This is a genomic window from Corynebacterium mastitidis DSM 44356 (genome assembly GCF_000375365.1).
Classification (GTDB): Bacteria; Actinomycetota; Actinomycetes; order Mycobacteriales; family Mycobacteriaceae; genus Corynebacterium; species Corynebacterium mastitidis.
In genome coordinates this window covers 131,032-154,061 of the sequence record NZ_AQXB01000006.1, presented here as the reverse complement: position 1 = coordinate 154,061, position 23,030 = coordinate 131,032, and the positions used below count along the sequence as shown (strand labels likewise).

Here is a 23,030-nt window from a genome sequence, read left to right as displayed (position 1 = left end):
TTAGAGGGTATCGCGGTAATCCGTGGTGTTGTGGGTGAGGTTCTGCTGCGCCTGCGGCTGCTGCTGGGGAATCTGCTTGGGCTCCTCGTCGTCCTTGTGCATCTCCTTGACCTCGGACTTGAAGATGCGCATGGAGCGGCCCAGGGAGCGGGCGGCGTCGGGCAGCCGACGGGCGCCGAAGAGCAGCACGAGCAGCACCGCGATGATGAGAAGTTCGGGTACACCGAGATTAGGCATGACGGGGCCTTTCTATCGAACGTGGGTAACGCTGCCATCATAGGCCGCCAGGGCTTGAGAGGCCCGGGCAGACACCTGTGAGCTTACCCGGGCGGGGCTGGTAATTCGCAGGCGGTCGGCATTGCCCAGCGCAAAGCGCGTGAGCCATTCCTCGGAGCCGTAGGGCATGGTGCCGGGTATCCACCCGCCCTCGGGCTTACCCAGCGTCATGGGGTAGTAATCCGCCAGCCAGGCGGCGTCGCGGCGCACCCTCAGGGCGGCCTGGTGGGTCAGGCCGAAGGAATCCGGGACGTCGGCCGGGGCCTGAGCCGGGGCGTTAAGCACCTCGGCGGCGCGCATGCGATCCAGGCGGAAGGTGCGGTGCCCGTCCTCCCAGGCGCTGAGGTACTGGTGGCCGGAGTCGGTAAACACCCGCAGGGGCGAGACCTCGCGCAGGCGCTCGGTGTCGCTGCTGGCGGAGGCGTAGAAGAAGCGCAGCCGCCTGCCTGTGGCCAGGGCCTCGCGCACCCGCTCCCCCACCTCGGGGCTTCGCTGCTGCGGGGCGGAGTCGAAGATGGCGCTGGGGCCGGTGATCGCGCGGAGCTTGGCCGCCGCCGAGCGCACCGAGGCGGTATCGAGCAGGCCGGGCTGGTTCTCCAGGGACTCCAGCATCATGAGCAGCACGGAGGCCTCCGCCGCGCTGAGCCGCAGGGGGCGATCCAGGCCCTGGTTGTTGGTGATCCGCACGGAGGTGTAGCTGTGCACCATGTCCACCAGTCCGTCCGGCATCAGCCCCGGCAGCCCGCAGCAGAACAGGCGGTTGAGGTCCGCCATGATCTCCTGCGGGCTGCGCCCCAGGTCGCGGGCGGCCTCGAACACGGACCGGCCGGGGTGCCGCTCGAAGTACGGAATGAGGTTGAGCACCCGGGCCACCTCCTCCACCCGGCCAAGATTCTTCACAGCGCCCCCTTCAGCAGTGCAATAACGTCCGCGCGCAGCTCGTCGTCCTCCAGCAACACCGCGTCCGGCCCGCAGGCGGCCACGGCGCGCACCAGCCAGTCCCGATCCACCGCCGTGAGCCGCACCACGTCCCCCTCGACGTCCCCGGCCTCGCGCAGCTCCACGGCCCTGCCGGGGCGCAGCCGCACCTTGGCATCCACCAGGCGGCGGTGCCGCTCCAACGCCTCCACCACGATGGCCTGGAGGTCCCGGCCCTGCGCCTCGTGCTCGCGCGGCCCGGCGTCGGTGAACTCCGAGGTGCGCAGCAGCCGGAAGGAGCGCGGCTGGCCGCGCTGAAGGTCGTAGCCCACCAGGTAGAGGCGGTCGCGGTGGTTGACGATCCCCCAGGGGTCCATCGCGCGCCGGGAGCCCTCCCGGTAGGAAAACTCCAGCCGCCGCCCCCGGGTGATCGCGGAGACGAGCGTGGCCAGGGTGCGGGCGGAGAGCCGGTCCCAGTCCCCGCTGAGACCCAGGGGGCTGGCGGCCAGGTCCCGCTCGGCGCCGCCGGCCGCGATCTTGGTCCAGCCGGAGCGAGCGAAGGCCCCGAGCTGGCCGCTGCGGCCCATCTCGCCCGCCACCCCGAGCACGGCGGCCTCCTCGGGGGTGAACTCCACGGGCTCCAGCTCGTAGGCGTCGCTGCGGATGCGGTAGCCGGGGGTGCCGTCGCGGTCGCTGACCTCGATGGGCACCCCCGCCTGGGCCAGGGTGCGCACGTCGCGCTGGAACCGCTTGCGCGCGGTGTCCTCGCTGACCCCGGAGTACCCGGTCACCCGCTCGCGCAGCCACCGGCCGGTGAGGTAGGGGCGCCCGGTGCGAGCGGCGTCGAGCAGGGCGAAGGTGAGGTTGACCAGCCGCTCGACGTCCCTATCCATGGTGCTCCTCCATGTAGCCGATGAGGGCGTCCAGGCGCTCGTCCACGGCGGCAAAGGGATCGCCCAGCTCGATGAACTGCGGCTCCGGGCGGTTGACCTTCAGGCGCAGCCAGTCCGCCGTGACGGGCGCGCCCAGCTCGCGGGCCCGGGTGAGGAACCGCCCGCGCAGCCGGGCCCGGGTGGTGGCCGGGGGCTCCTGGACCGCCGCGCGCACCTCCTCCTCGGTGCTCCAGCGGCGGATCAGGCCCTTGGCCTCCATGACGCGGGCCAGGCCGCGCCCCGGGCGGATGTCGTGGTACGCCAGGTTGACCTGGGCCAGGCGCGGGTGATCCCAGCCGCAGCCCAGGCGCTCGCGGTAGCGCTCCAGGAGGGAGAGCTTGATGGCCCAGTCGATCTCCCGGTCGATGCCGGAGCGGTCCCCGGTGCGCAGGGCGTGCAGCGTGCGCCCCCACAGGTCCACGACCTCGCGCAGCCGAGGGTCCTCGGGGCGCTGGGCGAGCCACCCGGAGGCGGCCTCGCACAGCGCGGACTGCAGCTCCAGGGCGGTGATGGTGGTGCCGTCGCTCAAATCCAGGACGGCGCGGGGGTCCTTGTTCACGGCCCGGATCGCGGCGATGGGATCGGCCAGCTCCCAGTCCGGCAGCGGGTAGCCCTCCTCGAGCATCTCCAGGACCAGCAGCGCGGAGCCCACCTTGAGCGCCAGGGTGGGCTCCGCCATGACGGAGTCCCCCACGATCACGTGCAGGCGGCGGTAGCGCGAGGAGTCCGCGTGCGGCTCGTCCCGGGTGTTGATGATGGGGCGCGAGCGGGTGGTGGCCGAGGAGACACCCTCCCACACCTGGTCTGCGCGCTGGGAGAAGCGGAAGCCGCCGTCGAGGTGCCCGGCCCCGCAGACGATCTGGCGGGTGACCATGAAGGCGAGCAACTGGCGGCCCAGGGTCTTGAGCACGGTGGTCCTGCCGATGAGGTAGTTCTCGTGGCAGCCGTAGGAGTTGCCCACGGAATCGACGTTGTTCTTCAGCAGGTACAGGGGCGTGCCCAGGGCCTGCTCCGCCGCGCGCGCCAGCTCGTCTAGCACGGCGTCCCCGGCGCGCTCGTGCGCGATGAGCTGGGCGAGGCCGTCGCACTCCGCCGTGGCGATCTCCGGGTGCGCGCCCACGTCCAGGTACAGGCGCGAGGCATTGGGCAGGAACACGTTGGAGCTGGAGTATTCCTCCACCACCGGGCGAAACAGCGCGCGGGCCAGCTCCTCGGGGCCGGCCCCGCGCCGCCCGGTGCTCAGCCCGTACTCCGTCTCGATGCCAAAGATCCGGCGGAGCATGGCTGCTACTGTCCGCCCTTCTGAACGTAGGAGTTGACGAACTCCTCCGCGTTGTCCTCCAGCAGGCCGTCGATCTCGTCGAGGAGGTCGTCGGTGCCGTGGGTGTTCAGGTGCACCTGGCCCACCTCCAGGGGCTCCTCGCCCTCCTCGTGGGGGCGGCGCTGCGCGTGAATACGATCGGACACGAGACTGTTCTCCTTTACCTTCAGGTGGGGCCGTTTAGCCCTGGGATTCGTAGCGGTCGAGGCGGTAGCCGCGCTCCCCCAGCGCGAGCAGGGCCTCGGCGGCGCTGCCCGCGGTGCGCAGGATCTCCCCCGCCTCCTCCTCGGTGAGCGAGCCCACCTCTGGCATGGACAGGCGGGTGGAGCCCACGAGGAGGGACTGCCAGCTCGCGGCGGTGACCTCCTCGGGAAAGCGCGCGGAGATGCTGCCCCGGAACCACGCCCTGCTGGTGGCCGGGGCCGTGGTGGCGGCGCGCGCGATCTCCTCCTGCCCGACGAGCGTGCGCATCCGCCCCCGGCGCACCAGCGCCGCGTACAGGCTGCGCTGCGGATCGACGTCGCTGTATTGCAGGTCGATCAGCCGCAGCCGGGGGTCGCTGGCCGCAACACCGCGCTCCTGGTAGGAGCGGATCAGGGCGTACTTTGCCACCCAGTCCAGCAGGTGCGCGGCGCGCAGCGGGTCCTCGCCCAGCAGGGCCGCGGCCTCGTCCCAGGCGCGCAGCACCCGCCGGTCCGCCTCGGTGCGCGGGCGCACCCGGGCGCGGTAGTGCCCGAGGATCTCTAGGGCGGTGAGCTCGCGGCCGTCGCGCAGGGCCAGCCGCTCGGTGAGGGTGAGGTCCCGCGAGACCCGCGTGAGGTCGCCCACGGGGTCGGCCAGGCGCAGGTCGCTGAAGTCCACGCCCTCCTCGATGGCGTCCATGACCAGCGAGGTCATGCCCAGCTTGAGCAGCGTGGAGGTGTGCGAGCGGTTGGCGTCCCCGACGATGACGTGCAGGCGCCCGTAGCGCTCGGCGTCCGCGTGCGGCTCGTCGCGGGTGTTGATGATCCCGCGATTCAGGGTGGTCTCCAGGGACACCTCCTGGCGGAAGTAGTCGGCGCGCTGGGAGATCTGAAAGCGGTGCTCCTGGCCCTCCTCGCCCACGCCCATGCGCCCGGCGCCGATGAGCACCTGGCGGGTGACGAAGAACGCCATGAGCCCCTGGGTCAGGGCCTCGAAGTCCGTGGCGCGGGAGTACTGGTAGTTCTCGTGCGCGCCGTAGGAGGCCCCCTTGCCGTCCACGTTGTTCTTGTAGATCTTCAGCGGCGGGCAGGGCTCGTGGCCCTTGAGCACGGAGAGGCCCTGATCGGTGAGCCGCTGCACGTCCCCGATGGCCGTGTGGGCGATGACGTCCCCGGCGGCGTCGTAGAGCATGGCCTGCCAGGCGTCGGCGCACTCCGGCGAGGAGTACTCCGGGTGGGCGTGATCCACGTACCAGCGCGCCCCGTTGTGGAGCATCACGTTGGCCACGCCCACGGCGTCCGGGTCCACCACCGGCACGGTGTGGTAACGGCGCAGGTCGAAGCCGCGGGTGTCCCGCAGCGGGGATTCGTCGTGGTAGTCCCAGCGGAAGCGGGCCCCGGTGTGCACCGCCGCGTGGGCCACCACCGCGTGGGTGGAGGTGACGATGGGGCTCAGCCCGGGCTCGCTGGGCGTGGCGATCCCGTACTCCGTTTCAGTTCCCAGGAATCGCGTCATGGCTCTCACCATAGCGAAGCGCCCGCGCCTCAACCACGCGCGCGTCCTTGCGGCCCACGATGCGCGACCACTCCTCCGGGTTGGAGGTATTGGGCAGGTCCTCGCTCTCGCGCTGCTCGGCGGCCACCGCGGCGCGCATGTGCGCGGTGGAAATGCCCGCGTGCGACGCCCCCGCCAGGTGCTCCTTGATGGCCATCTTCTTGGCCCGGTCCACCACGTTGGCGATCATGGCCCCGGAGGCGAAGTCCCCGTAGTGCAGCACCGCCGTGGAGCCGTCGCTTAAGGTCAGCTCCACGTAGGGGCGGGGGGCGAACATCTCCTCCACGGCGGCCTCGATGAGCGCCTCGGGGGCGTGGGCCACCGGGATGTCCCCGCCGAGGTAGCGCCGGAAGATGTCGCGGGCGGCGGCGGGCCCGGGGCGCTCGATGCGGATCTTCACGTCCAGGCGGCCCGGGCGCAGGATCGCCGGGTCGATCAGCTCCTCCCTATTGGTGGCTCCGATGACGATCACGTTGCGCAGGCCCTCCACCCCGTCGAGCTCCGTGAGCAGCTGCGGCACGATGGTGGTCTCCACGTCCGAGCTGCGCCCCGAGCCCCGGGTGCGAAACAGCGACTCCATCTCGTCGAAGAACACGATGACCGGCCGCCCCTCGGAGGCCAGCTCGCGGGCGCGCTCGAACACGGTGCGGATGTGGCGCTCCGTCTCGCCCACGTACTTGTTGAGCAGCTCCGGGCCCTTGACGTTAAAGAAGTACGCCGCCGACCCCCCGCGCCGGGACAGGGAGTGCGCCACCGCCTTGGCGATGAGCGTCTTGCCGCAGCCGGGCGGCCCGTAGAGCAGCACGCCCTTGGGCGGGCGCAGGTCGTAGGCGGCGTACAGCTCCGGGTGGGCGAAGGGCAGCTCCACGGCGTCGTGGATCTGCTCGATCTGGGCATCCAGGCCGCCGATGTCCGCGTAGGTGACGTCCGGGACCTCCTCCAGGGAGAGCTGCGCCACCTCGGAGCGGGGGATGACCTCGAAGCCGTAGGCGGACTTCGGATCGCACAGCAGGGCGTCTCCTACCTTGGGCGGGTGCTCCAGCAGCGGCCCGGCGAGCCGGATCACCCGCTGGTCCCCGGCGGAATCCTCCACCACCGCCCGGTGGCGGCCCAGGAGCTGCTGCACGGTGGCCAGCTCGCCGGTGCTGCGAAAGCCCGTGGCCTCGAGCAACTGGTGGCCCTGCCCCAGGCGCACCTGCGCGCCGGGCATGAGGTCGGCCAGGCACACCATCGGGGACATGGGCACGCGCAGCCGCCGCCCCTGGCTGACGATCTCCGCCGAGGAGCCGTCGCTCGAGCGCTCCAGGAAGGTGCCGTAGGTGGACGGCGGGGCCGCCATGTCCTCGATCTGTTGGTAGAGGTTGGAGAGCTTGTCCCGGGAGGACTTGAGCATCTCCGCGAGCTTGGTGTTGCGCTCCCCCAGGTACCTGTTGGTGCGCTTGAGCTCCTCGACCTCGGTGGCGAGCTTGATCGTGCGGGCATCGGGACGGGGAGTGCTCATGTGTCTAGCCTAGCCTAAGACTATCGCCGGGCCTTGCGCTGCGGGCGCGGCGGGGTGACCCCGTCCGCCAGGCGCCGCGCGCTCACCAAAAACGCCGTGTGCGCGTTCATCCGGTGCTCCGGGCGGGTAGCCAGGCCCTCCACCCGCCAGTCGCGCACCAGGGACTCCCAGGCCCGAGGCTCGGCAAAGCACTTCAGGCCGCGGATGGTCTCCATCGTGTTCATCAGCTGCGGCACGGTAGCCACGTAGGTCATGAGCACCCCGCCGGGGATCAACAGGTCGCGCGCGGTGTCCATGAAGTGCCAGGGCTCCACCATGTCCAGGATGATGCGGTCCACCGGCCCGCCCAGGTCCTCGGCGGTGACCTCCCCGAAGTCTCCCAGCCGGGGGTGCCAGTTGGCCGGGCGCGCGCCAAAGTACTCGTCCACGTTGTTCTCCGCGTACTCCAGGTGATCCTTGCGGATCTCGTAGGAGAACACCTCGCCGCCCTCGCCCACGGCCCGCAGCAGCGCCATCGACAGCGCCCCGGAGCCCGCCCCGGCCTCGAGCACGCGCGCGCCGGGGAAGATGTCCCCCTCCACCAGGATCTGCGCGGCGTCCTTGGGGTAGATCACCGCCGCCCCGCGCGGCATGGACAGCACGTGATCCACCAGCAGGTGGCGGAACAGCAGGAACTCGCTGCCCTGCACGGAGCGCACCACGCTGCCCTCGTCCAACCCGATGATGTCGTCGTGGAAGATCTGCCCCTTGTGGGTGTGGAACACCCCGCCCTCGGCGAGCACGATGGTGAAGTGGCGCCGCTTGGCGTCCGTGAGCTGGACGCGATCGCCGGGCTGGAAGGGGCCGGAATAGGCCATGGGGGCGGTTCCTCCTCCGAAGTAGGGTGGCTTAGCTATCGATCAAGTATGCCTCAAGGGCCTCCTGGAACCACACCACGTCCCGGGCCGCGCAGACCTCGCGGGCGGAGTGCATGGACAGTAGGGGCACGCCCACGTCCACCGTCTCGATGCCCAGGCGCGTGGCCGCGATCGGGCCGATCGTGGAGCCGCAGGGCACCGCGTTGTTGCCGGCGAATACCTGGGAGGGCACCCCCGCCGCCTGGCAGCACCGCCGCCACATGGCCGTGGTGGCGGCGGTGGAGGCGTAGCGCTGATTGGCGTTGATCTTGGTCACCGGCCCGTGCCCCAGCAGCGGGTGGTGCTCGGAATCGTGCTTCTCCGGGTAGTTGGGGTGCACCGCGTGGGCGGCGTCGGCGGAGACCATGGTGGAGCGCGCGTACATGGGGCGCGCCGCAACCCCGAGGGAGCCCGCGATGCGGTCCAGCACCTCCCCGAGCAGCGGCCCGGCCGCCCCGCGCGTGCTGGCGCTGCCCACCTCCTCGTGGTCGAAGGCCGCCAGCACCCACACCTGGTCCCCCTCCTCCCCGGAGGCCACCGCCGCCTGGAGCGCGCGCAACCCGGCGTAGACCGAGGTGAGGTTGTCCAGCCTGCCCGCCGCCAGCAGGTCCCCGCTGACGCGGCCCGGCTGGGCGTCGGCAAGCACCAGCCAGTGGCCAAAGACGTCCTCGGGCGCCACCCCGGCGGCCTGCGCCACCGCCTCCATCGCCGTGGCCTCCTCCGAGGTGAGGATCGGCTGGACGTGGGTCTGCCGGTTGATCTCCGCGTCCCGGTCCAGGTGGATGGCCAGGCGGGGGATCCGCAGCACCGGCTCCGTGCGCACCAGGCGGCGCGAGCCGTCCGCCAGCACCACCTCCCCCGCCAGGCACAGCTCCCGGTCGAACCACGAGGACAGCAGCGGCCCGCCGTAGACCTCCACGCCCGCCTGCGGCCAGCCCGCGCCCCGGCGCTCCGGCTGCGGCTTGAGCACGAACCCCGGGGAATCGGTGTGCGCCCCGATGATCCGGAAGCCGGGGTTCCCAGCCTCCTCCGGGATCCACCAGGCGATCACCGCCCCGCCCCGGCGCAGCACGTAGCCCCCGGGGCCGAGGTCCCACGGCTGCGCGGCGTCCAGGGCGCTAAAGCCCAGGCGGCGCTCCACCTCGGCGGCCGCGTGCGGCGCGCTCGGGGAGGCGGCGAGGAAGTCCAGAAAGTCACGGCTGTCATTCATGCCCTCTAGTCAACCACGGTTAGGCCACGGTTAGGCTAGGAAGCCATGAGCTCTCCGGCGTTGTCCCCCTCCCGCGCGAACGACTACCAGCAGTGCCCGCTGCTCTACCGCTTCCGGGCCATCGACAAGCTCCCCGAGCCCTCCACCGAGGCGCAGGTCAAGGGCACCCTCGTCCACGCGGTGCTCGAGGAGATGCACTCCTGGCCCCGGCAGGACCGCGACTACCCCGCGGCGGTCAAGCGGCTCACCCCGCACTGGGAGCGCATGTGCGCCGAGGACCCCCAGCTCAGCGAGCTCGTCCCGGACAGCTACCCCTTCCTGGTGGAGTGCCGCGCCCTGCTCAAGGGGTACTTCATGATGGAAAACCCGCAGGGCTTCGACGCCCACGCCTGCGAGCAGTACGTGGGCACCACCCTGCCCAACGGGGTGCCCGTGCGCGGGTTCATCGACCGCATCGACGTCGCCCCCACCGGGCAGGTGCGGGTGGTGGACTACAAGACCGGCAAGAAGCCGCTGCCGCGCTACTCCCAGAGCGCGCAGTTCCAGATGCGCTTCTACGCCCTGCTGTACTGGCGGCTGCACGGTCGCATCCCCGACCAGCTCCGCCTGATGTACCTCAAGGTGCACGACGACATGCTGCTGGCCCCCACCAAGGAGGAGCTGGAGTACTTCGAGCGCGACCTCGCCCGCCTGTGGGAGGCCATCGTGCGCGACGGTAAGGCGGGCACCTTCGAGCCCAAGACCTCCAAGCTGTGCGGGTGGTGCTCCTTTCAGGAGCACTGCCCCGCCTTCGGCGGCACCCCGCCGGAATACCCCGGCTGGCCGGACTAGAACAGCCCCGTGATGGAGCCGTCCGGGGAGACGTCAATGGCGTTGGCCGTCGGCTTCTTGGGCAGGCCCGGCATGGTCATCACGTCCCCGGTCAGGGCCACCACGAAGCCCGCCCCCGTGCGGGCCACCAGCTCGCGCACGTGCAGCGTGTGGCCCTCCGGGGCACCCAGGGCGGAGGGGTCGTCGCTGAAGGAATACTGCGTCTTGGACAGGCACACGGGCAGCCGATCCCAGCCGTGGCGGCGCAGCCGCGCCAGGTCCTTCTTGGCCCTGGGCGAGAACTCCACGTCGCGCGCCCCGTAGATCTCCCGGGCGATGGTGCCGATGGACTCCTCCACCCCGTCCTCCGGGTCGTAGAGCGGGTGCGAGCCCGTGGACAGGTTCTCCATCACGGCCCGGGCCAGCTCGCCCGCGCCCTCCCCGCCCTTGGCCCACACCTCGACCTCGCTCAGGCGCACGCCGAAGTCCCGCGCCCACCCGGCCATCACCGCCCGCTCCTCCGCCGAATCCGAGCTGAACAGGTTCAGCGCCACCACCGGCTCCACCCCGAACTTGCGCACGTTGCGCACGTGCCGCTCCAGGTTCACCAGGCCCCGGCGCAGCGCCTCGGTGTCCTCGGCGTTGTAGTCCTCGGCCTTTCCGTTGAACTTCAGCGACCGGATGGTGGCCACGATCACCGTGCCCGCCACGTCCAGGCCGTAGCGGGCCTTGATGTCAAAGAACTTCTCCGCGCCCAGATCCGAGCCGAAGCCCGCCTCCGTGACCACCACGTCGCCGCACTGCAGCGCGGTGCGGGTGGCCAGCAGCGTGTTGCAGCCGTGGGCGATGTTGGCAAAGGGCCCGCCGTGCACGAAGGCGGGGGTGCCGCCCAGGGTCTGCACCAGGTTGGGCCGCAGCGCGTCCTTGAGCAGCACCGTCAGCGCCCCCTGCGCCTGCACGTCGGCGGCGGTCACCGGCTCGCCCGCCCGGGTGTAGCCCACGGTGATGCGGCCCAGGCGCTCCTTGAGGTCCTCCAGGTCCGAGGCCAGGCCCAGCACCGCCATGATCTCGCTGGCGGCGGTGATGGTAAAGCCCGTCTCCGCGGGCACGCCGTGGGCCCGCCCGCCCAGGCCCGTGATGACCCCGCGCAGGGAGCGATCGTTGACGTCCACGCAGCGCTGCCAGGTGACCTGGCGCGGGTCGATGTCCAGGGCGTTGCCCTGGTGGATGTGGTTATCGATCAGCGCGGCCAGCGTGTTGGTGGCCGCAGCGATGGCGTGAAAGTCCCCCGTGAAGTGCAGGTTGATCTCGTCCATCGGTACCACCTGGGAATAGCCGCCGCCCGCGGCCCCGCCCTTGATCCCCATGACCGGCCCCTGGGAGGGCTCGCGCAGCGCGGCGATGGCGTTGTGCCCGGCGGCGCGCAGGGCGTCCGCAAGCCCGATGAGCACGGTGGACTTGCCCTCCCCCGCCGGGGTGGGAGACATCCCGGTGACCAGGATCAGCCTGCCGGGATCGCGGGGAGCCAGGGCCGTGGGATCGACCTTGGCCTTGGTGGTGCCGTAGGCGGTCAGCGCGGCATCGGGGATGCCCGCGCGCCGGGCGATGTCGGTGATGGGTTCGAGGCGGTGCGCCTGGGCGATGTCAACGTCGGTGAGCATGACCCCAGCCTAGCGGGATCACAGGAGCACAGAGCCGAAAAGATAGCCCAGCCCGACCGAGATCACGGTGTAGACCACCCCCGGGATGAGGAAGGGGTGGTTGAACACGGCCTTGCCGATGCGCGTGGAGCCGGTATCGTCCATCTCCACCGCCGCCAGCAGCGTGGGGTAGGTGGGCAGCACGAACAGCGCCGAGACCGCCGGGAAGGCCGCCACGGCGGTCAGCGGGCTGATCCCCATCGCCAGCGCCGCGGGCATGAGCGCCTGCGTGGTGGCGGCCTGGGAGTACAGCAGGGCGGCGGCGAAGAACAGCACCACCGCCAGCAGCCACGGGCTGCCCTGCAGCACGGAGCCCGCGAGGGACTCGATGCCCTCCATGTTGTTCTTGATGATGGTGGTGCCCAGCCAGGCCACGCCCAGCACGCAGATGCAGGCGGACATGCCCGAGCGGAACACCTGCGTGTTGAGGATGTCCGCCGCCGGGATCCTGGTGACCATGACGATGACCGTGGCCGCGCTGAGCATGAGCGCCATGATGGCCTCGTTGCGCGGCAGCGTGGGATCGGAGATCAGCCCCACCTGCGCGGACGTGAGCGTGGCGTAGAGCACCACGAGCACGATCGCCGCGAGGAAGATCCCCACGGAGGCCTTGGCCGAGCGGGTGGGGGTGTAGGCGGCGATCTTGGGCTCCGCCACCAGGCCCTGCTCCATGCGCTCCCGGTACACCGGGTCCTCCTCCAGGTCCCTGCCCAGCCGGTTGCACAGCCAGGCGGTGGGGAAAATGGCCAGGAACGTGGCGGGGATGACCACCGCCAGCAGCGCGAGGTAGGAGACCCCCAGCGGCTCCAGGATGGAGGCGAGAAAGACCACCGCGGCGGAGATGGGCGAGGCCACGATGCCCATCTGGGCGGCAACCACCGCCACCGACAGCGGCCGCGAGGGGCGTACCCGGCCCTCCTTGGCCACCTCCACGATCACGGGAAGGGTGGAAAAGGAGGTGTGGCCGGTGCCCGCAAAGACCGTCATGAGGTAGGTGACCACCGGTGCCCACAGGGTGATCTGGCGGGGGTTGCGGCGCAGGAACCGCTCCGCCCAATACACCAGCAGGTCCATTCCCCCGGCGCGCTGCATGGCGGCGATGGCGGCGATCACCGCCATGATGATGCCGATGACGTCGAAGGGAATGTCCTCCCTGCTCACCGGCGCGCCGGTAAGCCCGAGGAGGAGCACGCCCAGGCCACCGGCGAAGCCGATGGCGATGGAACCGAGCCGCGCGCCCAGCACGATCGCCGCGAGGACGATGATTATGTGCAGAATAAGCATCGGAGAAAACCCCTTTTGATATGCGGTTTTATAGCACCGTAATTATCCTGCGCGCGGGGCCGGGCGAGCAACTTTCTGTGATATTAATCGTCCAAATAAATGGTTCCCCGGAACTCCGGGTGCATGAGGTTCTCCTTGGACAGCACGCGGTCCAGGGTCTCCTTGTCCATCAGGCCCTTATCCAGCACGAGGTCGCGCACCTTGGCCCCGGTGACGGCAGCCTCCTTGGCGATGAGATCGCCGTTGTGGTGGCCGATGAAGGGGTTGAGGTAGGTGACGATGCCGATGGAGTTCTCCACGTAGGCGCGGCAGACCTCCGCGTTGGCGGTGATGCCCGTGACGCACTTGGTGCGCAGGGTATCGGCCGCGTTGCGCAGGATGCGCAGGGACTCGAAGAGGGCCTCCCCGATCACCGGCTCCATCACGTTGAGCTGGAGCTGCCCGGCCTCGGCGGCCATCGCCACGGTGAGGTCGTTGCCAAAGACCTTGAAGCACACCTGGTTGACCACCTCCGGGATCACCGGGTTGACCTTGCCCGGCATGATGGAGGAGCCCGCCTGGCGCGGGGGCAGGTTGATCTCGTGCAGCCCGGCCGTGGGGCCGGAGGAGAGCAGGCGCAGGTCGTTGCAGATCTTGGAGAGCTTCATCGCGGCCCGCTTGATGGCGGAGTGCGCGAGCACGTAGGCGCCGGTATCGGAGGTGGCCTCGATGAGGTCCTTGGCGGACTTGATCTCCAGGCCGGTGGTCTCGCTCAGGGCGGCCACCACCTGGTGCCGGTAGCCGGCGGGGGTGTTGACCCCGGTGCCGATGGCGGTGGCGCCGAGGTTGACCTCGAGCAGGCGCTCCGCGGCGGCGCGCATGATGGCCTGCTCCTCGCTGAGGTTGGAGGCAAACGCCCGGAACTCGTCGCCCAGGGTCATGGGCACGGCGTCCTGGAGCTGCGTGCGCCCCATCTTGAGGATGTCCTCGAACTCGGCGCCCTTGGCCTGGAAGGCGGACTGGAGGGCGTCGTAGGCCTCGATGAGGCTCATCAGCTCGTTGTACACGCCCAGGCGGAAGCCGGTGGGGTAGGCGTCGTTGGTGGACTGGGACATGTTCACGTCGTCGTTGGGGTTGATGACGTCGTAGGAGCCCTTGGGCTCGCCCAGGTGCTCCAGAGCGAGGTTGGCGATGACCTCGTTGGTGTTCATGTTGAGGCTGGTCCCCGCGCCGCCCTGGAAGAGGTCGATGGGGAACTGATCCATGCACCGGCCCTTCTCAAGGATCTCGTCGCAGGCCCAGATGATCGCCTCGGCCTTCTTGCGCGGCAGGGTATGCAGACGGCGGTTTGCCATCGCGGTGGCCTTTTTCACCTGCACCATTCCACGGATGAAGGCGGGCACCTGGTTGATGGTGTTGCGAGAGATCTGGAAGTTCTCCACGGCGCGCAGGGTGTGAATGCCGTAGTAGGCGGAGGAAGGAACCTCCATGGTTCCCAGCAGGTCTTCCTCCGTCCGAGTACCCGGGGTGGGGGTGCTCGCTTCCTGATTCTTAGCCTTGGCAGTCTTCTTCGACGTGGCCATGTGGAAACGGCGTCCTTTCTCGATGGGTGAATTGACGCCTCCATAGTAGCGAGGATGTGGTTTTTGCCTAGATCCTCGCTATGCGCAGGTCCGTGGCCAGGATCGCCTCGGCCCCCATCTCCGCCAGGGCGTCCATCACGGAGTTGGCCTCCGACCGGGGGATCATGGCGCGCACCGCCACCCAGTCCTTCCTGGTCAGCGGGGAGACCGTGGGTCCGGAGAGTCCGGGCGTGATCGCGCTGGCCTCGTTAAGCCGCTCGCGCGCGACATTATAATCGAGCATCACGTAGTGGTGAGCGTGCACGATTCCCTCGAATCTGCGTAACATCACACGCTGTTCGGGGGTAATATCGGGGGTACGTCCGACCACCACGGCCTCCGATCGGCAGATCGGCTCCCCGAAGGGCTCGAGCCCCTGCTGGCGCAGCGTGGCCCCGGTGGAGACCACGTCCGCGATCACGTCCGCCACCCCGAGCTTGATGGAGATCTCCACGGCGCCGTCCAGGCGGATCACCGTGGCCTCAATCCCCCGCTCCCGGAGGTACGAGCGCACCAGGTTGGGGTACGCGGTGGCCACGCGCTTGCCCCCCAGGGCGTCCACCGTCCAGGTCTGCCCCGCCGGGGCGGCGAAGCGGAAAGTGGAGGAGCCGAAGCCCAGCGCCAGCACCTCCGTCACCTCGGCCTGGGAATCGGCGGCGAGGTCGCGCCCGGTGATCCCCAGATCCAGCTCCCCGGAGGCCACGTAGATGGCGATGTCCTTGGGGCGGAGGAAGAAGAACTCCACGTTGTTGGCGCGGTCGATGACGTTGAGCGCCTTGGAATCGCGGCGGGTGGCGTACCCGGCCTCCTTCAGGATGGTGGACGCCACCTCCGCCAGCGCTCCCTTGTTGGGCACGGCAATGCGCATCATGTTGTTCTCCTAGGAGTATTAGAGGTAGCGGTAGACGTCGTCGGGCTTCAGGCCCCGGGAGACCATGATGACCTGGGCCCAGTACACGAGCTGGGATATTTCCTCCGCCAGCTCCTCGGGGGACTGGTACTCGGCGGCCATCCAGACCTCGGCGGCCTCCTCCACCACCTTCTTTCCTATGCCGTGCACGCCCGAGGCCAGCGCGGCGGCGGTGGCGGACTCGGCGGGATCGGCCTGCGCCCGTTCCTGCAGTTCCTGATAGAGGGAGTCAAAGTTCTTCACCCGCACGATTATCTCATGGCCGGGCGCTGAGGGTGAACCATCTCTCAACATCGTCCGCCCCGACCCCCTCGAAGGAGCGGGATCCGGCCGCCGCCCGCATGGACAGCGCCCCCTCGACGAGGTCCGCCTCCTCCTCCGGCAGGCCCACCACGCGGCACCCGGCGGCCAGCGCCGCGGTCATGCCCGCGCGGGAGTCCTCAAAGACCAGGCATTCCCCGGGTACCGCGCCTACCCGCCGGGCGGCCTCCAGGTACATGTCCGGGGCGGGCTTGAACCGCGCGACCTCGTCGCCCGCCACGGAGTCGCAGAAGAAGCCCTCCCCCACGGCGGCGATGGCCCTATCGGCCAGGCTGCGCTCGGTGTTCGTGGTCACCAGCATGGGGATGCCCCGAGCGCGCAGGGCCTCCAGCAGGGGGCGCACGCCCGGGCGCGGGGCCAGCGACTCGGAAAAGAGCGCCCCCACGCGGGCAAACATGGCGTCGTGCAGCTCCCGGGCCCGCCGGGGATCGACGCGCACCCCGGCGTGCTCCGCGCACACCCGGAGGGTGTGGCCGAAGGAGCCGCCCACCGTGGCGGCGCGCAGCTCGGGCGTGAGGCGGCGGCCGAGCCGCTCGCTGAGCTCGTAGGTGGCGATCCCCCAGAGCGGCTCGGAGTCCACCAGGGTGCCGTCCATGTCCCAGAAGACGGCCCGGGGGCTACTCCATGACGGGGAGGTCATGCAGCCCCACCTCCCCCACCCCGGCGGCCCGAGCCATGCCGCGGAACAGGTCGTTGAGCTCCGCGTACTCCTCCGGCTCGAGCACCGCGCCGTGGTGCTTGTCGTTGAAGGCGTACAGCTCCTCGATGGTGGCGCGCAGGAACACCGGGAAGGCCTCGGGGGCCTCCCCCTCCACGCGGTCGAGCAGCGTGGCGAGGATGCCGCGCAGCTCGGTCAGGGCCGCGGGGTCGAAGGGCTGGTCCCACAGCTCCTTCTCCCCCTCCTGGAGGTAGGCCCCGGAGACGAAGGTGGTGAGGTCCTCGATGAACTGCTCGATGGCGGGCTGAAACTCGGCGCGCAGGCCGACGGAGGGGTTGGTCATGGATTCCATTGTGGAGGAACTCCCCTACAAACGCACGCCGAGCAGGGACTCCACCGCCACCGCCACCGCGCTGCCCTGCCCCTCCTCGGTGCAGGTCTGCGCCCAGTGGTCCAGGGCGGCCAGGGCGCCGGGGGTGTCGAGGTCGTCGGCCAGGCGCTCCCGCACCCGGGCCACCACCTCCTCCGCGTGGTCGATCCCGCCGCCCCGGCGCGCCGCTGCGCGCCAGTACGCCAGGCGCTGCTCGGCCTCTGCGAGCACCTCCCGGGACCAGTCGCGGTCGCTGCGGTAGTGCCCGGAGAACACCCCCAGCCGGATGGCGGCGGGCTCGTGGCCCGCGCGCACGAGGTCGGAGACGAACACGAGGTTGCCCAGGGACTTGGACATCTTCACGCCGTCGAGGGCCACCATGCCGGCGTGCACGTAGTGCCCGGCCATGCGCTCGCAGCCCAGCCCGGCCTCCGCGTGCGCGGCGGAGAACTCGTGGTGGGGGAAGATGAGGTCCGATCCGCCGCCCTGGATGGCAAAGCGCGGCCCCAGGCGGCGGGTGGCGATGGCGGAGCACTCGATGTGCCAGCCGGGGCGGCCCGGCCCGAAGGGCGAGTCCCAGGCGGGCTCGCCGGGGCGCTGCGCCCGCCAGATCAGGGCGTCGAGGCTGTGCACCTTGCCGGGGCGCTCCGGGTCGCCGCCGCGCTCGGCAAAGAACTTCTCCATCTGTGCCCAGGAGTAGCCGGACTCGTAGCCGAACTGCTCGGTGGCGTCCACCGAGGCGTAGACGTCCGGGTACTCGGCGTCGTCCACGGTGTAGGCCGCCCCGCTATCGAGCAGCCTGGAGACGAGGTCGATGACCTCCTCCACCGATTCCATCGCGCCCACGTAGTCCCGGGGCGGGATCACCTCGAGGGCCTCCATGTCGCCCCGGAACTTCTCGATCTGGGAGGTGCCCAGCTCCCGCCAGTCCACCCCGTCGCGCTCGGCGCGCTCGAAGAGCGGGTCGTCCACGTCGGTGATGTTCTGCACGTAGTGCACCGCGTGCCCGTTGTCCAGGAGCACGCGGTGGGCCAGGTCGAAGGCCAGGTAGGTGGCGGCGTGCCCCAGGTGGGTGGAGTCGTACGGCGTGATGCCGCACACGTACATCCCCACGGGGCCGTCGTCGGGGATGGCGACCTCGCGGACCTCCTGGTCGGCGGTGTCGTACAGGCGCAGCGGCACGGGCTGGCCGGGGGCCGTGGGGATCTGGGGAGAGGGCCAAGAACGCATGGCATACACCCTAACCCCTTTTGCCCCGCCGGAGGCGGCGGGCCTACAGCAGGCCCGCCGCCAGCAGGATCATCACCAGGATGCCCAGCGGGATGCGGTAGGCGGCAAACCAGGAGAAGGAGTGGTGGGCCACGAACTTGAGCAGCCAGGCGATGCAGGCGTAGCCCAGGACGAAGCAGATGAGGGTGCCCACCAGGAGCTGCCCGCCGGAGGCCGCCTGCCCCACGGTGGGGTCAAAGACGTCCTTGAGGGAGAACAGCCCGGAGGCCGTCACGGCGGGGATGGCCAGCAGGAAGGAAAAGCGCGTGGCCACCTCCCGCTTCAGCCCCAAAAAGAGGCCGCCGGAGATGGTGCCGCCGGAGCGGGAGACCCCGGGGATGAGCGCCAGGCACTGGCACAGGCCCATCACCACGGCGTCCTTCATAGTCAGCTCCTCGTAGGAGCGCTCCTTGCGGCCCCACCTCTCCGCCAGGATGAACACGAAGGAAAAGAGGATGAGCACCGTGGCGGTGATCCACAGGTTACGCAGCGTGTCCCGGATCGCGTCCTGGAACAGCACCCCGGCCACGCCGATGGGCACGGAGCCCGCGATGACCATCCACCCCATGCGGTACTCGAAGCCCCGGGCCGTGCGGTCCACCAGGCCCCGGCACCAGGAGCGCACGATGTTCCAGATGTCGCGGGCAAAGTACACCACCACCGCCAGCTCGGTGCCCAGCTGCACCACGGCGGTGAAGGAGGCCCCGGCGTCCGCCCCCCAGAACAGCTCGGAGACGATGCGCAGGTGGCCGGACGAGCTCACCGGGAGAAACTCGGTGAGGCCCTGGACGATGGAGAGCACGATGACCTGAAGCCAGGACATCTGCTGGGGATCTGCGGCGGCAAGCAAGGTCACGTCGTTCACCCGCACGACCCTACTACTAGGCTGGGGCCGGTGGATCTAAGAACACTGGGACAATCCGGATTGCGGGTCTCCGCGATAGGACTCAGCACCGCTCAGTGGGGGCAGCGCGTGGCGCTCGACGCCACCCCGGGCATCCTCAAGGCCTTCCTCGACGCCGGGGGCAACCTCGTGGACGTGGCCTCCCCGGGGGCGCTGCGGGAGATACGGGCAAGCGTGAGCCTGCGCGAGGTGGTCCTCTCCGCGGCCTCCGGGGTCAACCCCGCCCTCCCGGCCGGGCGCAGGGTCAACTGCTCCCGCCGCGCCCTGCTCAACGACCTCGACGCGCTCCTGGCGGAGCTGGGCGTGGAGCACCTCGACCTGTGGAGCGTGGCCTACTGGGACCCGCACACCCCCGTGGACGAGGTCTGCGGTGCGCTCGACCATGCGGTGACCACCGGGCGCGTGCGCTACGCCGGGGTGCGGGACTACTCCGGGTGGCAGCTCGCGGCCACGCACGCCCGGCGCGGCGTGGTGGCGGCCCAGGTCCCCTACTCGCTGCTGGTGCGGGAGGCGGAGCTGGAGGTGATGCCCGCCGCCGAGTACCTGGGCGTGGGCATCATCGCGGCCGACCCCTTGGCGCACGGGGTGCTCACCGGGCAGATGGCCCCGGACGACCCGCACGCCCCCCGGCTCGGCGGGCAGCGCGCCGGGAAGATCTCGGAGGCCTTGCGCACCGCCGCCGAGGGTTTGGGGATCTCCGCCGCCACGGCGGCGGTGGCCTGGGTGCGCCAGCGGCAGGCGGTGGCCTCCACGCTGGTGGAGGCGCGGGATCGGGAGGATATTCGGCGCTGCATGCAGGCGCGGCTGCCGGGGCCCATCCAGAAGGCGCTTGACGATATATCGCGCTGAGGTCGCTGCTAGAGTTTTGTCTTGTGAAGACGGCGAAGAAGGCACAGCACACTGCTTCCCTGGCGTCCGCCGCGCTCGCGCTGGCGTGCGCGGCGGCGCTGGCGGGCTGCCAGTCCCAGGGTCCCTCGGACCTGTCGGAGGAGATGGGCGACGCCACCGCGGCGGCCTCGGCGCCCAGCGTCGATCCCGCCGGGGAGGTCGTGCCGCTGCCGCCGGAGCTGGCCGAGGTCACGGCCCTCGAGCGCGTGGGGGACGTGCTGGCGGTGCGCTCCGGGGGCACCCTGGCCTTTGGCACGGTGGAGGACTTCCGCCGAGGCGCGATCGCCACGGCGGAGGCGTCCCCGGAGTGCGGGGAGCTGACGGCGGCGGGGTCCTCCTTCCTCCTGGCCTGCGATCGGGAGGTGCGGGTGTACCCGGCAGCCTCCCCGCGCGAGGCGCAGACGCGCCCGGTAGACGGCAGGGCCACCGCCGCCACCCTGCTCAGCGGCGGCGAGCTGGTCACCGTCAACGACGAGGACGCCGAGGTGGTGCTGCACCCCGCCGAGGGTGACCCCGTGCGCATCGGGGTGGCCTCCCCGAGCACCCAGGTGCTCTCCCTGCCCCTGGAGGGGCGGCCCGACGCCGTGGTGCGGACCTGGGCGCAGGACACCACGATCCAGGACGTCGATTGGACGAACGAGCGCGAGGGCGGGCGCCTGCGCGTGGGGCTGGGCGTGGGGCGCGTCGCCGCCGGGCCGGACGGGCTGGTGCTGGCCTCCGACACCACCGGGGATCAGCTCGCGGTGTACACCGCCGACGAGGTGGTGCGGCTGCACCAGACGGTGCCGGTCCCGGACTCGCCCTGGGCGGTGGCCTGGGACGAGGACCACCGGCTGGCCTGGGTGGCCTCCACGGCGCGCAACGCGCTCACCGGCTGGGACATATCCCAGGGCGTTCCGCAGCGCCGCCACGAGCTGGCCACCGTGGCCAACGCCACCTCCATGGTGGCCCTCGACGACGGCACCCTGGTGCTGGCCTCCGCCAGCGGCGAGGGGCTGCAAGTGATCCCCGACCCGACCTCTTCCACGTAAAGGATTCCGCATGGGCATACGCAATACCGCTTACCGTCTGGTTCTCAAGGGGCTTTTTGCCATGGATCCGGAGCGGGTTCACGGCATGGTCGGAGACGTGCTGGGCATGCTGCAGTTCGTGGGGCCGCTCAACCGCCTCATAGGCAGGGTGCTGCCGGTGCGCGACCCGATCCTCGAGCAGGAGGTCTTTGGCGTGACCTTCCCCCGCCCGCTGGGCCTGGCGGCGGGCTTTGACAAGTCCGCCAACTCCCCCGACCTGTGGACCCCCATCGGCTTCGGCTACGCGGAGATCGGCACGGTCACGGCCTCCCCGCAGCCGGGCAACCCCGCCCCCCGGCTCTTCCGGCTCAAGGCCGATCGCGGCATCCTCAACCGCATGGGCTTTAACAACCCGGGTGCCGCGCAGGTGGCCACCAACCTGTACCGCCGCCGCTACGAGGACATCGTGGGCGTCAACATCGGCAAGACCAAGGTGGTTCCCCTGGAACACGCGGTGGAGGACTACCGGCGCTCCGCCAACCTCCTGGAGCACCTGGCCAGCTACCTCGTGGTCAACGTCTCCTCCCCCAACACGCCGGGCCTGCGGGACCTGCAGGCGGTGGAGTCCCTGCGACCCATCTTGGAGGCGGTGCAGTCCACCACGGACGCCCCGGTGCTGGTGAAGATCGCCCCGGACCTTTCCAATGAGGACATCGACGCCGTGGCGGACCTGGCCCTGGAGCTGGGACTGGACGGCATCGTGGCCACCAACACCACGATCTCCCGCGCGGGCCTGGCCACCCCCAACGTGGAGGAGATGGGCCCCGGCGGGGTGTCCGGCCCCCCGGTGGCGGACCGCTCCCTGGAGGTCCTGGCCCGCCTGCGCGGCCGCGTGGGCGACCAGCTCGTGCTCATCTCCGTGGGCGGCATAGAAACGCCCCAGCAGGCCTGGGAGCGGATCGCCACGGGGGCCACCCTCCTGCAGGGCTACACGGGGCTCATCTACGGCGGGCCCGAGTGGATCAGGAGGATCCACCGGGGTCTGGCCGACCAGCTCAGGGCGCAGGGCTTTAACAATATCTCCGAGGCCGTGGGCTGCGGGCGCCCCTGGGTGGACCGCTAGTTCTCGTACCAGCCCCAGAGCACGGCGCGGCCCAGGGAGTGGAAGTACAGGTTAAAGCCCAGCACCGTGGGGCTGGCGTCGGGGGCGACGTCCAGCTCCTCCACGTCCACGGCGTGCACGGCGAAGAGGTAGCGATGCGGGCCGTGCCCCTCCGGGGGCTGCGGCCCGTAGTAGGCCCGCTGGCCGCTATCGCCCACGAGGGTGACGCCCTCGGGCGTGGCCCCGGACTCCAACCCGGTGGCGGTGGCCGGGATGTTGAACACCGCCCAGTGCCAGAAGCCGGCGGCCGTGGGGGCGTCCGGATCAAAGCAGGTGATAGCCAGGGACTTGGTGCCCTCGGGGAGGTCGGACCAGGTTAGCTGCGGGGAGACCGACCGCGGGGCGGCCAGGGCCTCGGGGAGACGCTCGCCGTCGCGGAAGTCCTCGGAGGAGAGGGGAAACTCCGGCAGGTCCCTCAGCGGGGCGTAGGGGTCGGGGCCGGGGAAGCGGGAATCGTGGGCGTAGGAATAGCTCATGGCTCCACTACTACACGAAGTTGCACCGATGTTATTTCCCTTTCCGGGAAAACGCCCTGTGAACTGCGGATTTGTCGGCAAAGTGGCGGTGGGTTAAGGTAAACGTCGTTCGCATGAACCACCTGCCCGGGTGGCGGAATGGCAGACGCGCTAGCTTGAGGTGCTAGTGTCCTATTAACGGACGTGGGGGTTCAAGTCCCCCTCCGGGCACACCGAGGAAGGACCCGCCACGAGGCGGGTCCTTTTCTTTCGTTTAGGATGTCCCTATGATTATTCGGCCCTATCAGCCCCGCGACAAAGAGCGCGCCGTGGAGATCCTGCTGGCGGCCTTCCGGGAGGACCCCGCCTTCGCCCGCATCGCCGCGCTTGCCCCCGGCGCGGACGCGGAGGCCGTGCTGCGCGACCTCTTCGACCTCCAGGTGGGCCGGGAGTACGCCCCGTTGGGCGCGATCGACGTCGCGGAGGACGAGGGCCGGATCTACGGCGTGGCGCTGTGGAACCCGCCGGGAGCCCGGCTCGGGCTGCGGCAGCGGGCGCAGGTGGCGCTCGGCTACGCGCGCATCTTCGGCCCCGGGGCGCTCACCCTGTACCGCCACGAGCGGGAGCTGGACGCCTACCATCCGGCGTTCCCCCACTGGTACCTGTACGCCCTCGCGGTCTCCCCCGACGCCCAGGGCCGGGGCGTGGGCACCCGCCTGCTGCGCTCGGGCATGGATCGCGCGGGCCGCCAGGCCATCTACCTGGAGGCCTCCACCCCGCGCTCGGCGCGGCTCTACGAGTCGCTGGGCTTTGCCGCCCTGGGCGAGCTGCCCCGCCACGGCGCGGGCCCCAGCGAGCTGGCCATGTGGCGCTCGGCGGCGCGCTGACGGGCCGCCC

At 70.5% G+C, this 23,030-nt stretch carries 24 protein-coding genes and 1 tRNA gene; 6 read left to right on the top strand and 19 right to left on the bottom strand.

Features of this window, described 5'->3' with window-relative positions; translation table 11 throughout:
- The 9 genes from tatA to B140_RS0108365 are packed head-to-tail and all read right to left on the bottom strand — an operon-like array spanning position 1 to position 8,791.
- Positions 1 to 237, bottom strand: coding sequence for a Sec-independent protein translocase subunit TatA (tatA, locus tag B140_RS0108405; RefSeq protein WP_018118918.1), 237 nt, complete (start codon positions 235 to 237; stop codon positions 1 to 3).
- Positions 238 to 249: 12 nt separating this feature from the next.
- Positions 250 to 1,176 (bottom strand): helix-turn-helix transcriptional regulator, encoded by a 927-nt coding sequence (locus B140_RS0108400; protein ID WP_026166167.1) that lies wholly within the window; start codon positions 1,174 to 1,176, stop codon positions 250 to 252.
- Positions 1,173 to 2,087 (bottom strand): helix-turn-helix transcriptional regulator, encoded by a 915-nt coding sequence (locus tag B140_RS0108395; protein ID WP_018118916.1) that lies wholly within the window; start codon positions 2,085 to 2,087, stop codon positions 1,173 to 1,175. The genes B140_RS0108400 and B140_RS0108395 overlap by 4 nt, the downstream gene beginning before the upstream one ends.
- Positions 2,080 to 3,408 carry a Pup--protein ligase gene (pafA, locus tag B140_RS0108390; RefSeq protein WP_018118915.1) on the bottom strand — a complete coding sequence of 443 codons (1,329 nt, stop codon included), beginning with the start codon at positions 3,406 to 3,408 and terminating at the stop codon, positions 2,080 to 2,082. Before pafA ends, B140_RS0108395 begins: the two co-directional genes overlap by 8 nt.
- Before the next feature lie 5 nt (positions 3,409 to 3,413).
- Positions 3,414 to 3,593: a ubiquitin-like protein Pup gene (locus B140_RS0108385; RefSeq protein WP_018118914.1), complete on the bottom strand. Its 180-nt coding sequence runs from the start codon at positions 3,591 to 3,593 to the stop codon at positions 3,414 to 3,416.
- Positions 3,594 to 3,627: 34 nt separating this feature from the next.
- Positions 3,628 to 5,145, bottom strand: a complete 1,518-nt coding sequence (gene dop / locus B140_RS0108380; protein ID WP_018118913.1) for a depupylase/deamidase Dop — start codon at positions 5,143 to 5,145, stop codon at positions 3,628 to 3,630.
- On the bottom strand, positions 5,123 to 6,685 hold the full coding sequence (arc, locus tag B140_RS0108375; protein ID WP_018118912.1) for a proteasome ATPase: 1,563 nt from the start codon (positions 6,683 to 6,685) through the stop codon (positions 5,123 to 5,125). The genes dop and arc overlap by 23 nt, the downstream gene beginning before the upstream one ends.
- A 20-nt stretch (positions 6,686 to 6,705) precedes the next feature.
- The gene (locus tag B140_RS0108370) at positions 6,706 to 7,542 is read right to left on the bottom strand and encodes a tRNA (adenine-N1)-methyltransferase (protein WP_018118911.1); all 837 of its coding nucleotides are present in this window, start codon (positions 7,540 to 7,542) and stop codon (positions 6,706 to 6,708) included.
- Between the two features lie 31 nt (positions 7,543 to 7,573).
- Positions 7,574 to 8,791, bottom strand: a complete 1,218-nt coding sequence (locus tag B140_RS0108365) for a M18 family aminopeptidase (protein WP_018118910.1) — start codon at positions 8,789 to 8,791, stop codon at positions 7,574 to 7,576.
- A gap of 45 nt (positions 8,792 to 8,836) precedes the next feature.
- Between B140_RS0108365 and B140_RS0108360 the strand changes: the two genes are divergently transcribed.
- Positions 8,837 to 9,622 carry a RecB family exonuclease gene (locus B140_RS0108360; RefSeq protein ID WP_026166165.1) on the top strand — a complete coding sequence of 262 codons (786 nt, stop codon included), beginning with the start codon at positions 8,837 to 8,839 and terminating at the stop codon, positions 9,620 to 9,622.
- Here the strand turns inward: B140_RS0108360 and B140_RS0108355 are convergent.
- From B140_RS0108355 to B140_RS0108315, 9 genes are all read right to left on the bottom strand, one after another.
- Entirely contained in the window at positions 9,619 to 11,262 is a 1,644-nt protein-coding gene (locus tag B140_RS0108355; RefSeq protein ID WP_018118908.1) for a formate--tetrahydrofolate ligase, read from the bottom strand. The two genes, B140_RS0108360 and B140_RS0108355, sit on opposite strands and share 4 nt — an antisense overlap.
- 18 nt (positions 11,263 to 11,280) lie before the next feature.
- Positions 11,281 to 12,585 (bottom strand): anaerobic C4-dicarboxylate transporter, encoded by a 1,305-nt coding sequence (locus B140_RS0108350; RefSeq protein ID WP_018118907.1) that lies wholly within the window; start codon positions 12,583 to 12,585, stop codon positions 11,281 to 11,283.
- An 83-nt stretch (positions 12,586 to 12,668) separates the two neighbouring features.
- Positions 12,669 to 14,147, bottom strand: a complete 1,479-nt coding sequence (aspA, locus tag B140_RS0108345) for an aspartate ammonia-lyase (protein WP_026166164.1) — start codon at positions 14,145 to 14,147, stop codon at positions 12,669 to 12,671.
- Positions 14,148 to 14,214: 67 nt separating this feature from the next.
- Entirely contained in the window at positions 14,215 to 15,057 is an 843-nt protein-coding gene (gene hisG / locus B140_RS0108340) for an ATP phosphoribosyltransferase (protein ID WP_018118905.1), read from the bottom strand.
- 18 nt (positions 15,058 to 15,075) lie between these two features.
- Complete coding sequence (locus B140_RS0108335) at positions 15,076 to 15,339, bottom strand: phosphoribosyl-ATP diphosphatase (RefSeq protein WP_018118904.1); 264 nt, start codon at positions 15,337 to 15,339, stop codon at positions 15,076 to 15,078.
- Positions 15,340 to 15,352: 13 nt separating this feature from the next.
- Positions 15,353 to 16,057 carry an HAD family hydrolase gene (locus B140_RS0108330; RefSeq protein ID WP_040426311.1) on the bottom strand — a complete coding sequence of 235 codons (705 nt, stop codon included), beginning with the start codon at positions 16,055 to 16,057 and terminating at the stop codon, positions 15,353 to 15,355.
- Complete coding sequence (locus B140_RS0108325; protein WP_018118902.1) at positions 16,035 to 16,418, bottom strand: hypothetical protein; 384 nt, start codon at positions 16,416 to 16,418, stop codon at positions 16,035 to 16,037. The genes B140_RS0108330 and B140_RS0108325 overlap by 23 nt, the downstream gene beginning before the upstream one ends.
- Before the next feature lie 24 nt (positions 16,419 to 16,442).
- Positions 16,443 to 17,675 (bottom strand): cysteine--1-D-myo-inosityl 2-amino-2-deoxy-alpha-D-glucopyranoside ligase, encoded by a 1,233-nt coding sequence (gene mshC, locus B140_RS0108320; protein ID WP_018118901.1) that lies wholly within the window; start codon positions 17,673 to 17,675, stop codon positions 16,443 to 16,445.
- Between the two features lie 43 nt (positions 17,676 to 17,718).
- On the bottom strand, positions 17,719 to 18,537 hold the full coding sequence (locus B140_RS0108315) for an undecaprenyl-diphosphate phosphatase (RefSeq protein WP_040426348.1): 819 nt from the start codon (positions 18,535 to 18,537) through the stop codon (positions 17,719 to 17,721).
- 63 nt (positions 18,538 to 18,600) lie between these two features.
- Between B140_RS0108315 and B140_RS0108310 the strand changes: the two genes are divergently transcribed.
- Genes B140_RS0108310 through B140_RS0108300 form a run of 3 tightly spaced genes read left to right on the top strand, consistent with a single transcriptional unit; the run spans position 18,601 to position 21,639 of the window.
- On the top strand, positions 18,601 to 19,467 hold the full coding sequence (locus tag B140_RS0108310; protein WP_026166161.1) for an aldo/keto reductase: 867 nt from the start codon (positions 18,601 to 18,603) through the stop codon (positions 19,465 to 19,467).
- 23 nt (positions 19,468 to 19,490) lie between these two features.
- Positions 19,491 to 20,537, top strand: a complete 1,047-nt coding sequence (locus tag B140_RS0108305) for a hypothetical protein (protein ID WP_018118898.1) — start codon at positions 19,491 to 19,493, stop codon at positions 20,535 to 20,537.
- A 10-nt stretch (positions 20,538 to 20,547) separates the two neighbouring features.
- On the top strand, positions 20,548 to 21,639 hold the full coding sequence (locus B140_RS0108300) for a quinone-dependent dihydroorotate dehydrogenase (protein ID WP_018118897.1): 1,092 nt from the start codon (positions 20,548 to 20,550) through the stop codon (positions 21,637 to 21,639).
- Here B140_RS0108300 and B140_RS0108295 read toward each other — a convergent pair.
- Positions 21,636 to 22,154, bottom strand: a complete 519-nt coding sequence (locus tag B140_RS0108295; RefSeq protein WP_018118896.1) for a YbhB/YbcL family Raf kinase inhibitor-like protein — start codon at positions 22,152 to 22,154, stop codon at positions 21,636 to 21,638. The genes B140_RS0108300 and B140_RS0108295 overlap by 4 nt on opposite strands.
- A gap of 124 nt (positions 22,155 to 22,278) precedes the next feature.
- On the opposite strand from B140_RS0108295, the gene B140_RS0108290 reads away from it, so the two are divergent.
- A tRNA-Leu gene (locus B140_RS0108290) sits at positions 22,279 to 22,364 on the top strand.
- A gap of 56 nt (positions 22,365 to 22,420) precedes the next feature.
- On the top strand, positions 22,421 to 23,020 hold the full coding sequence (locus B140_RS0108285) for a GNAT family N-acetyltransferase (protein WP_018118895.1): 600 nt from the start codon (positions 22,421 to 22,423) through the stop codon (positions 23,018 to 23,020).
- The last annotated feature ends 10 nt before the right edge of the window (positions 23,021 to 23,030 follow it).

Coding starts and splice junctions, on each gene's coding strand:
- B140_RS0108395 (WP_018118916.1), bottom strand. CDS start 2,087: ATGGATAGGGACGTCGAGCGGCTGGTCAACCTCACCTTCGCCCTGCTC.
- mshC (WP_018118901.1), bottom strand. CDS start 17,675: ATGCGTTCTTGGCCCTCTCCCCAGATCCCCACGGCCCCCGGCCAGCCC.
- B140_RS0108300 (WP_018118897.1), top strand. CDS start 20,548: ATGGGCATACGCAATACCGCTTACCGTCTGGTTCTCAAGGGGCTTTTT.
- pafA (WP_018118915.1), bottom strand. CDS start 3,408: ATGCTCCGCCGGATCTTTGGCATCGAGACGGAGTACGGGCTGAGCACC.
- arc (WP_018118912.1), bottom strand. CDS start 6,685: ATGAGCACTCCCCGTCCCGATGCCCGCACGATCAAGCTCGCCACCGAG.
- B140_RS0108325 (WP_018118902.1), bottom strand. CDS start 16,418: ATGACCAACCCCTCCGTCGGCCTGCGCGCCGAGTTTCAGCCCGCCATC.
- B140_RS0108330 (WP_040426311.1), bottom strand. CDS start 16,057: ATGACCTCCCCGTCATGGAGTAGCCCCCGGGCCGTCTTCTGGGACATG.
- dop (WP_018118913.1), bottom strand. CDS start 5,145: ATGACGCGATTCCTGGGAACTGAAACGGAGTACGGGATCGCCACGCCC.
- tatA (WP_018118918.1), bottom strand. CDS start 237: ATGCCTAATCTCGGTGTACCCGAACTTCTCATCATCGCGGTGCTGCTC.
- aspA (WP_026166164.1), bottom strand. CDS start 14,147: ATGGCCACGTCGAAGAAGACTGCCAAGGCTAAGAATCAGGAAGCGAGC.
- B140_RS0108360 (WP_026166165.1), top strand. CDS start 8,837: ATGAGCTCTCCGGCGTTGTCCCCCTCCCGCGCGAACGACTACCAGCAG.
- hisG (WP_018118905.1), bottom strand. CDS start 15,057: ATGATGCGCATTGCCGTGCCCAACAAGGGAGCGCTGGCGGAGGTGGCG.
- B140_RS0108315 (WP_040426348.1), bottom strand. CDS start 18,537: ATGTCCTGGCTTCAGGTCATCGTGCTCTCCATCGTCCAGGGCCTCACC.
- B140_RS0108350 (WP_018118907.1), bottom strand. CDS start 12,585: ATGCTTATTCTGCACATAATCATCGTCCTCGCGGCGATCGTGCTGGGC.
- B140_RS0108285 (WP_018118895.1), top strand. CDS start 22,421: ATGATTATTCGGCCCTATCAGCCCCGCGACAAAGAGCGCGCCGTGGAG.
- B140_RS0108295 (WP_018118896.1), bottom strand. CDS start 22,154: ATGAGCTATTCCTACGCCCACGATTCCCGCTTCCCCGGCCCCGACCCC.
- B140_RS0108365 (WP_018118910.1), bottom strand. CDS start 8,791: ATGAATGACAGCCGTGACTTTCTGGACTTCCTCGCCGCCTCCCCGAGC.
- B140_RS0108370 (WP_018118911.1), bottom strand. CDS start 7,542: ATGGCCTATTCCGGCCCCTTCCAGCCCGGCGATCGCGTCCAGCTCACG.
- B140_RS0108355 (WP_018118908.1), bottom strand. CDS start 11,262: ATGCTCACCGACGTTGACATCGCCCAGGCGCACCGCCTCGAACCCATC.